The following is an 8,863-nucleotide window of genomic DNA, read 5'->3' as shown; positions in this document are numbered from 1 at the left end:
CCGCTCCATCGCCGCGACATAGGCCGGCGCCACGATCTTCTTCGACATGACCTGCTCCTTTCCCGTCACCGTTGACCGAAAAAGGATACGCCTCTCACCGTCGCCTGAGCAGCAGCTAACCCACAAGCGCCCGCGCCTGTTTTACTGCAGGTTTCGAACATCCGGTCTCCAGAGGGCCGGCACCCCGTCATTTCACGGGGTGCCGCCGGCTGGCCGGCGTGCATCCCCATCGGGGGATGATGATGGTTGGAATACGGGGGATGAGAGCAGCGTCAGTGAGCATGCTGGCGTTGACGATTGCCGCCTGCGGCGGCGGCGGCGGGATCAGCAGTGCGGGGAGCGTGGCGACGCCACCACCAGCCAGCGGTTCGACACCGACGCCCAGCCCATCACCGACACCCGCGCCCACACCGTCGCCGACGGCAAGTCCGACACCGTCGCCAACGCCGACGCCGACGCCGACGCCGAGTCCAACACCCACACCGTCTCCGACGCCGTCACCTACGCCGACGCCGACACCGGCTCCCACGCCAACACCGACACCAACCCCGACGCCGCCCGTCTATTCGGCGCCGGTGCCGCCGCCGACAGGATACGTGATTACCCCGTCGGACAAGCAGCCGATCCGCTCGGTCAACGACACGCCGGAGTTCCGCCGCAACTACGGCGCCAACGAGTTCATGAACGCGCTCTACGCGCTCGACAGCGGGCACACCGGTCAGGGCGTCACCGTCGCCGTGGTCGACGACGGCGTGATGAACGTGAACGGTGAGCTCGACGGCCGCATCGACCAGACGCTGTCCAAGGACTTCGGCTATGTCGTGGCCGCCGACGGCACGCGAATGAAGCGGAATGAGCTAGGCAGCAGCGCGTCGGATCACGGCACGGCGGTCGCCAACATCATTGCCGCCCGCATCAACGGCAACGCGACCGTCGGCTATGCCCCGTCCGCCACGATCGTCGCGCTGCGGGTCGCCGACTGGGACGAGAAGACGCAAGGCGAGATCCTGTCGCACACCGACGAGGCGATCCGCTATGCGGCGGACAAGGGCGTCAAGATCGTCAGCTCATCGCTGGTCGGCGGTAGCGCGGGTTGGACCTCGGCGACCGTGCGGCTTGCCGCGACGGGTGGCCTGCTCGTCAACTCGACCGGCAATTTCGGTGGCGCTGACCCTTACAATGCGCAGTGGATAACCGCCGACAATCGCAAGGCGGTGCTGTTCGTCGGCGCGCTCAGCCCGGCGCTGAACGGCTACGCCATCGAGGCCTATTCCAACAAGGCCGGGACGATGAAGGACCGCACTGTCGTCGCGGTCGGCTCCAATGTCACGACGCTGGTCGACGGGACAGTCGGTGTCTTCTCCGGCACCAGCTCGGCAGCGCCGGTGGTGGCGGCGCTCGCCGCCGACATCCTGTCGAAATGGCCGCAGCTGAGCGGCCAGCAAGCCGGTGACGTGATCCTCCAGACGGCGAAGGACATCGGCGAGGCCGGACCGGACGAGGTGTTCGGCATGGGGCTGGTCGACTTCCAGGCGGCGCTGTCGCCGGTTAATCCCACGCTGTCGAACGGCTCGACGCAGACCAGCCTCGCCACATCGGTGATGGTGGTGCCGACTGCAGTCGGCACTGCTGCGATCCAGACCGCGCTGTCGCAAGTGACGGTGCTCGACGCCTTTGGCCGCGACTTCGCGGGCTCGGTCGCGGCGCTGGTCGTCCAGCCTCAGGTCACGGCTGACCGCCGGATCGAGCGGCGGGTCCAGCAGATGGGGCGGCAGGCCAGCCTCTCGTTCGGCGGCTTCAGCGGGACGATGGGTTACACCAGCACCCGCTTCGGCCCCGGGCAGGATCAGGTCCGTGCAACGGCGACGGCGGGGGCCTTCGGCTATACCGACGGCACGACCGGGGTGCATGCGGCGTGGAATGCCGCCGACATGCTCCAGGCCGATGTCATGCGGCTGGCCCCCTTCGCTGATGGTGTGCTCGCCTATGTGCCCCAGGCCGCGACCAGCCTGGGCGTCGACCGGGCGGTCGGTGGCGGGCGGCTTGGGCTGACCATGGCGGCGGGGCGAACCACCGGCAGCGCCGCGCAGGCGATGACGCTCGGCTGGAGCCGCGGCGACCTCGATCTGCGCGCGTCGTTCATCGACGAGGACGGCACGCTGATGGGCATGCCGACCGGCAGCGGCGCACTGCGGCTGGGACGCGGTGCCCGCACGGTGATGGTCGAGGTACACCGCCGCGTCGGCGTGACCGAGGGCTGGTCGCTGGAGGGCTATGGCTCGCTGGGCGTCACCCGGCTGAAGATCGACGCCGCCTCGCTCGTCACCGGCGCGACCCCGATCATCGGCAGCCGGATCGGCGTGCAGGCAACCGGCGTGGTGCCGGGCGGTCTGTTGACGCTGGGGATCGCGCAGCCGCTCGCCATCGAGGCGGGCGTGGCGGAGCTGACGCTCGGGACCGGCTACGACCTTGCCAGCCGCTCGGTCCTGTACGGCGTCACCCGCGCGAGCCTTGCCGGATCCCGCCGCGTCCAGCTCACCGCCGGGTATGTCACCCGCACCGCGATGCCGCTCCGCCTCGGCGTCATGCACGACGTCACCGACGGCTCCGTCGCCGCGCTCGTCGGCTAGCACACCGGCTTTTGATCCAACCGATACTCAGGGAGAGACACATATGCGTTCGACCATCGCGCTCGTCATCGGGCTGGCCGCCGTGCCCGCCGCTGCCCAGCGGGCACCGATCACCAAGCTGCTCGACAAGGTGCCCAGTCTGCTTGGCAGCGGGCCGAAGCAGCCATCGATCACCATGCCCGCAACGCCGGTGATTGTCGGGTTGACCAAGGCGGCGGACCGCACCGTCGCGAATGACGCCGCAACCTATGACCTGGGCGGCTTCCGCCTCGGCATGAACGAGGCGGAAGCCGAGGCGGTCGCCAAGGGGCGTGGCCTCACCACCAGGACCGTGACGCGCTATGTCGATTTCGAAACGCAGGTGCGCAGCGCGATCAACGTGCGCGGTGGTGCCGCCGGCGTGCCGACCAAGCGGGGTGTCCTGGGCGAAGCGACGCTCGTGGACGATGCCGGCGGGCGCTACATGCTGAAAACGCTGGTCTGGCCGGATGGGGCGCACCTGTCGTCGATCGTGTACCTCGCGCCGCAGGGTACGACCGTAGCGGACTGGCGCCGGATGCTGGTCGAGAAGTGGGGCCGCCCGCGCGAGGAGCAGACGGGTGACACATTCACGGCGCGTTGGGGCACCACCGGAAGTGGCTTCCGGGCCGCTGCGAATATCGGCCCACGTGGCGGGACCGTCGAGATCGCGCAGCCGGACGGAACGCGGCAGCAGCCGGGCAAGCTGGTCGAGCAGGCCGCCGATGCCTTCATCGCCGCTCGTGCGAAGAAGCCGACGCTGTGATGGGTGCGGTCACGAAGAGAACGCGGACGAAGGACATCCGTCCGCTAGTCGCCGCCGCCCTTCTGGCGCTGACCGCCTGCGGCCAGGGCCCGGGGGACACCGTCCGTGCGGCGACGGAGGCGGCCGGTCGCGGTCAGGCCGCCGAGGCACTCGAGCGGATCGACCCGGAGATCAAGGCGACCGCCGGGATTTTCATCACGCCCATGCTCCAGGACAAGGCCAGGAAGGCCAAGGCGAAGGGTGGGGTCAAGTCGGTCACGGTCGAGAAGGTCGACCAGACCGATGCGGATCACGCGGTGGTGACCACCGTCACCCGCTTCGGCGACGGATCGACACAGACCGACACCGACAAGGTCCGAAAAGTCGATGGCAAGTGGTACATCACCATGTGAGTTCGCAACGCCTGCTCCATCGATAACGCGTCCGCGAGTTTGGCTGTCCCAAGACCAGCAATCGAATCCGGTCGATCGCTCTCCGTGCCGCATGTCGCGGCACGGAGACATGAAATGGACAATCAGATCGACTTGGCGTTCAATCAAACGGTTAGTGATGAACCGGATATCACTTCCGTACAGACGGCGTCCCATACCCTGCCGGCAGGAGCGGCGACCCCGCTCGTCGACTTCGAGGGCCCCGAAGACACAAGCGTGCTCGGATCGGTCACATACTGCGACCCGGCAATCTGCCATCCTTTCGATGGAGCGCCACGCGCAGGATATCGGTACAATGATCAGCGCGACGCAGATCTGACGGCCGATATCACGGCTCACGGGATCATCGAGCCTTTAATCCTCACGAAGGTAAGCGGGAGATGTGTCATCCTGTCCGGGAATCGCCGCCATGCCGTGGTCATGCATCTCCGTGCGCAAGGCATCGAAATCCGCCTGCCGGTGCGCGTCGCGGTGTTCAACAGGCTGAAGGCGGTCGCCTTCGCGACGGCGTGTAACGTCGGACGATCGGCACCGACCCCGATGGAATTGGGGCGATCGGTACGATGGACGCTTGATCATGTCGAAACCAGTCAGGCGGCGGTGGCGCGCGCACTCGGTATGGACCAAGCCAAGATTTCGCACCTTTGTGTCTTGGCCTCGCTGCCCGATTGGGTGACCGACATTGTCACCGATCCGGAAGCCCTATCCGAAAACTTCGCGGCGATGATCGGGCCCGGGCTGGCAGATGCGGGACAGCGGCAGGTCATGAAAGAGCGGGCCCAACAGCTGGCTGCGGCCAATGTCACGCTCGCCGGACCCGCTGCCGCGCGTTATCTTCGCACTGGCGAGCGGAGCGTGGCAGCGAGCGAAATCCGCGGCGCTGATGGCACCACCATCGGCAGCATCAACCGAGACCCGCGCGGCGGCCTCTCGCTCCGTCTGTCGCCGAAATGGCAGAAGGTCGGCGGCGATCCGGCAGGCATCGTCAAGGTGGTCACCGAGGCGCTCGCGGCCGCGATGCGCCATGAACCGTGAAGTTCGGTCGGCACATCGCGGCATGCATCGTCACCTATCGGTGATGTCCGGGGCGGCGGAACGCTGACGTTTCGCCGCCTCGCGGCGCTTGCGAGCCGCACGTTCGGCACCGCGAGCCACTGCCTCCCCAAGCAGGCGTAGTACCACTGCCATCCTACGGGTCATGTCGCTGCGGATCGAGGCGTCAACAGCGAGGACGGGTAGCGGTCGCTTCGGCTGTTGCAGCGGAGATGGCATAGTCGCTAGGTTTGGCAATGGGATGCACTGGATCGCGGCGCGTTCTTGGTACCCCACGATCGGCAGCGGGGCGCCGGTTGCAACGAGCGCAGCCGAACGCACACTGGGCGCTGGTGGCAACGCCGACGATTCCTGGGTGATGAATTTGACCGCCGGCGAGGACAGTGGCAAGCGGCTTGGGGTCAACGGTCGTACGGGCCTCGGCGCGGTCGCCCGCCCCGATACCATCGGCAGATGGCCACGCTTGGTGGTTACCAAGACCTGCCGATACCGCTCGTCGATCAAATCGCGCTCGGCCTTGCGTTCGGCACGCCAACGCTCCCGATCTTTGGCCAGCAGCGTTTCGTTGGCGGCGATCCGCTGTCGGTTCTGTTCATTGACGCCGACTATGTCGCCATCGCGCACCGCCTGCGTCAGCGCCGGCCCCAGCGGCGATAGCGGCAAGGCCGTCAATCCCCGCGCCGCGTTGGACAAGTGCGTGTAGACTCGCTTCTTGCCCTGCGCCTGCGTCACCTCAATCATCGTCTGGGCAAAGAGCGCGCGCAGGTAGGTGAAGCGTGCCTCCCCATCGAACTCGGTCGCCAACCGAGGCGCGACATTCCATTCATGGTCGCCAACGCGGTGCATCGGACGCAGGCCGAAGGCGATATGCGCATGAAAATTCCGCTCGTCGCCACTCGGCGGCGGCGTGTGGATCGTGGCGACATAGGGCAGGTCGTGGAGGTCGAACGCCTCTGTGCAGAAGCGCCTCAGAATTTCGCAGCGGGCTTGCGGACTGACATCATGCGGCAAATTGACGATCATCGAAAAGACCACCTTCGCATTGCCCCGGCTGGACCGCGCCAGCGTCTCGATGAGGTCGAACGCGGCCGCTTGCTCAGTGACATCCTCGCCAACATTCGCCAGGATTATGGGATTGCCGTCGCCGTCACATTCGAGCGCGTCTGGTCGAGTGATGTAAATCACGAGGCGGCGCGCGACGCCTATCTTGGCCCGCTTGGCGCCATAATAGGGAACTGCCAAATAAACGCCCTGCCGTCCCAATCGGTCGATGACCGGGCCCTGATAGGACGGCAGCTTGGTGGAACCTGCTGCTGATATCGTAACGCTCTTCCGCCTGCGCGGAGCCGGCGTCGGCCCTCTTACAAGGTCCCGCGGCTTGGCGAAGAAGCGCCGCCAGAACCGTTCGATCGCGCGATCTACCGCGCGTTGCTCGCGCAGATAGCGCAATCGGGTACCTACATCGCGCATCGCGTCCGCGGCACGAGCGCGGATTTCACGACGCTTGTTGGTCAGGTTGGCCAGCCCGTCGGCCCGCTTCATCGCCAAGGCTTCCGCTCGCTCGACACTGAGACTCGACTTCAGCCCCTTGTCGGTTAGAAACGACAAGCCCTCGGCGAGCTTTGCGCGCGCCGCGCGGTCGTCTTGTGAACTGACAACGGTCGGCAGATCGGTGAGACGGGGGCTGTTCTTGGGTTGGGGCATCGCTCAAACATTTCTTTCGACTACAGCCCCCATCTTCACCGCTTTAGCTTATCTGCTCTTGGGACATGCAATAGGCGCCGCGCTCTAATGACGCTTCCACCGCGCTAATTGATCCTTAGCGATCGTTCATCATGATCTGGCCCTTATGGACGACATCCGAACCCATATCCGCGCCCTGTTGGCCCGTCGTGAAATCAGCGTGCAGTTGGCAGGCCGGCCCGACATCTTCCAGCTTACCGAGCCATTGATGGCTCTGCAGGACGGGTACGTCACCGATAACGGTGCGGCACTTGCGAGTTCACAAGGATCTATGCCGTCCGCCGACGAATTAGCGGGCGGTCTTATTCGAGGAACGGAATTCGACCCGAGCATCGGTGGAATCGGCTTGGCGGTGCCTGCGGGTGTGCGGCATGCGCTGCTGAATTTCTCGCCGATCCTGCAATTAGCGGCACTGGCCTCTCCGGATCGACGGGTGGGTGGGGCGGTCATTCGGGAACTGCCCTCCAGCAAACCAACGTTGCTTGCCTGGTTGACAAAAACAATCGGCATGCCAGCGGGCGTCGCTTTAGCAGACCGGGTCGACGAGAAGATGCTCGGCCAAATTGCCGAGAAACAAGAACAGGAAGCTGTGGCGATCTCGATGGCAATAGAGCAGCGAGCAGCATTTGCCAAAAGGTTCGGCTTCACACTTTCGGCTTACGCCGACTTCCTGCTCGCCCTGCGGCAGCGAGATCCGGTGGCGTATGTCCTCATCCTGTCCCGCGAATTCGGCCTAGCGCGACAGCGATGCCCTGAGCTTGCTTACAAGGCCGGCATGGGACACCCTCTGTATGTCCCGCGCTTCGGTCGCTCGCCCCTCGCGGTGGCGATGGCGTTAGCCGAGATGCAGCGCGCCGCCGCTATAACTCGGGCGTTATACCGCATGGGTGGCAGGACGGGCACGGGGGTCATCCGTCGCATGATGCCCGACGGCGATACTGATCATGATCCGGAGGAAGTCGACGACAAAGTTCGCATGGAGGCGAGCGCGGCGATCATGATCGGCACTGGTGCGGGGCGCGTTCTCGATGAAGCACCACTGCATGCCGCTGGCGTCCGTAGGCTGTTTCGGATGAGAAAGCAGGACCGATTGGCGATCGACGTGAACAATGTCATCGCCTCCCTGCTGGATGGTCGCCTCGACTGGAACTCCGCCGCTTCCGTCGAAACGCAGGGTGGTTGGCGCCATCATGTCCGTTCGCAAGTCGAAGCAAACATCCATCGCCACCGCAGCGGCGGACGCGGGGAAAAGGCCTTCGACGAGCCGCTCGACCTGTTTTGCGGGATTACCCCGGCGATGATCCCGGCACTCGCGATATCATCGATCGGCGAGGAATTGACGGGCAAGCAGTCCCCCCGTGAGACGGAGTATCTGTCCGCCGCGATGACTAGCCAGGTGGCCGGCTCACCGACGGATAGCGGCTCCTACGGCTTGAAGCTGGCGCGGCGACGGCGTGCAGGATATCTGCCGCGAGAGGGACGGCAGGGTTCCGCTGGCCGCTTCACCCCGCGCCTTTGGCTCGACAGATATCAGGACGAGGTTCTATTTCGTCGTCTCGCTCAGCCGGTTGACATAACGGCAGCACGCTGGATCAACCCATCGAAACCGCGGCGGATGTTGCTGATCGCCTTGTGGTTCCTGCAAGTCTGCTTCGTGCGGCTGTACCGAAAATCGGGCGCATCGACCGGTGAGGTCGAAATCATGTGCGACTTGGCCACCGGCGTGACGGTGCTGACCTCCGATCCTATCTTATGGCAAAATTCGAAGATGCTGAAGCGTATGGCGGCGGAGGGCGAAGCGCTGTCCGGCAAGAGGAGAAAAAGTAACTTTGCTGCTGTCCGTCGGGTACTGGTTGATGGAAGGTCAGCGAAGGCAATTGACTTAAAATCGCCACGGCAGACGAGCTTGTAATCTTGAATGGCGCAATAATGGCAAAGAATTTCGCACCTGTACCACTGAACTCCGGCGCGGTTGGTGGATGGGGTTCAGCGCCAAGAGGTTTGAAGCCCTCCCGCATCGATGCCCATCGTTTGTAGGAATAAGGCATCCCCAAAAAGGATCTAATTTGATCTTTCAATAAAGAAAATGATTGTCTAGGGTCAGGACCCATTGATGTGAGCGTCGCGATCTGATTCAGGCTCCGCGAGGAGACCGGAATGAGTGACCTGTTTTGGCTGACGGATGAGCAGATTGAGCGGCTGCGGCCGTTCTTTCCCAAGAG

Annotated in this window: 7 protein-coding genes; 5 read left to right on the top strand and 2 right to left on the bottom strand. The window is 64.6% G+C overall.

Annotation, left to right across the window (positions count from 1 at the left end):
* Positions 1–324: 324 nt before the first annotated feature.
* Positions 325–483, bottom strand: coding sequence for a hypothetical protein (locus CA237_RS19805; RefSeq protein WP_206433022.1), 159 nt, complete (start codon positions 481–483; stop codon positions 325–327).
* Between the two features lie 113 nt (positions 484–596).
* On the opposite strand from CA237_RS19805, the gene CA237_RS18840 reads away from it, so the two are divergent.
* The 4 genes from CA237_RS18840 (at position 597) to CA237_RS18825 (ending at position 4,880) form a co-directional block, all read left to right on the top strand.
* Positions 597–2,630 (top strand): S8 family serine peptidase, encoded by a 2,034-nt coding sequence (locus tag CA237_RS18840; protein ID WP_126015243.1) that lies wholly within the window; start codon positions 597–599, stop codon positions 2,628–2,630.
* A gap of 43 nt (positions 2,631–2,673) precedes the next feature.
* Complete coding sequence (locus tag CA237_RS18835) at positions 2,674–3,414, top strand: hypothetical protein (RefSeq protein ID WP_126015241.1); 741 nt, start codon at positions 2,674–2,676, stop codon at positions 3,412–3,414.
* Positions 3,414–3,806 carry a DUF4878 domain-containing protein gene (locus tag CA237_RS18830; protein WP_126015239.1) on the top strand — a complete coding sequence of 131 codons (393 nt, stop codon included), beginning with the start codon at positions 3,414–3,416 and terminating at the stop codon, positions 3,804–3,806. The genes CA237_RS18835 and CA237_RS18830 overlap by 1 nt, the downstream gene beginning before the upstream one ends.
* 114 nt (positions 3,807–3,920) lie before the next feature.
* The gene (locus CA237_RS18825) at positions 3,921–4,880 is read left to right on the top strand and encodes a ParB N-terminal domain-containing protein (RefSeq protein ID WP_126015237.1); all 960 of its coding nucleotides are present in this window, start codon (positions 3,921–3,923) and stop codon (positions 4,878–4,880) included.
* 30 nt (positions 4,881–4,910) lie between these two features.
* Here CA237_RS18825 and CA237_RS18820 read toward each other — a convergent pair whose 3' ends face one another.
* On the bottom strand, positions 4,911–6,602 hold the full coding sequence (locus tag CA237_RS18820; RefSeq protein ID WP_126015235.1) for a MobA/MobL family protein: 1,692 nt from the start codon (positions 6,600–6,602) through the stop codon (positions 4,911–4,913).
* 145 nt (positions 6,603–6,747) lie between these two features.
* On the opposite strand from CA237_RS18820, the gene CA237_RS18815 reads away from it, so the two are divergent.
* A complete protein-coding gene (locus CA237_RS18815; protein ID WP_126015233.1) occupies positions 6,748–8,553 on the top strand; it encodes a hypothetical protein in 1,806 nt (601 codons plus the stop codon).
* Positions 8,554–8,863 lie beyond the last annotated feature (310 nt).

Origin of the sequence: Sphingomonas sp. ABOLH (assembly GCF_003951715.1) — a bacterium.
In the GTDB taxonomy this organism is placed as follows: Bacteria; Pseudomonadota; Alphaproteobacteria; order Sphingomonadales; family Sphingomonadaceae; genus Sphingomonas; species Sphingomonas hankookensis_A.
This window is presented reverse-complemented; position numbering and strand designations above follow the sequence as displayed.

What these genes read in the sequence shown, in the direction of transcription:
- CA237_RS18820 (WP_126015235.1), bottom strand. Translation starts at nt 6,602, where the DNA reads ATGCCCCAACCCAAGAACAGCCCCCGTCTCACCGATCTGCCGACCGTT.
- CA237_RS18825 (WP_126015237.1), top strand. Translation starts at nt 3,921, where the DNA reads ATGGACAATCAGATCGACTTGGCGTTCAATCAAACGGTTAGTGATGAA.
- CA237_RS18835 (WP_126015241.1), top strand. Translation starts at nt 2,674, where the DNA reads ATGCGTTCGACCATCGCGCTCGTCATCGGGCTGGCCGCCGTGCCCGCC.
- CA237_RS18830 (WP_126015239.1), top strand. Translation starts at nt 3,414, where the DNA reads ATGGGTGCGGTCACGAAGAGAACGCGGACGAAGGACATCCGTCCGCTA.
- CA237_RS18815 (WP_126015233.1), top strand. Translation starts at nt 6,748, where the DNA reads ATGGACGACATCCGAACCCATATCCGCGCCCTGTTGGCCCGTCGTGAA.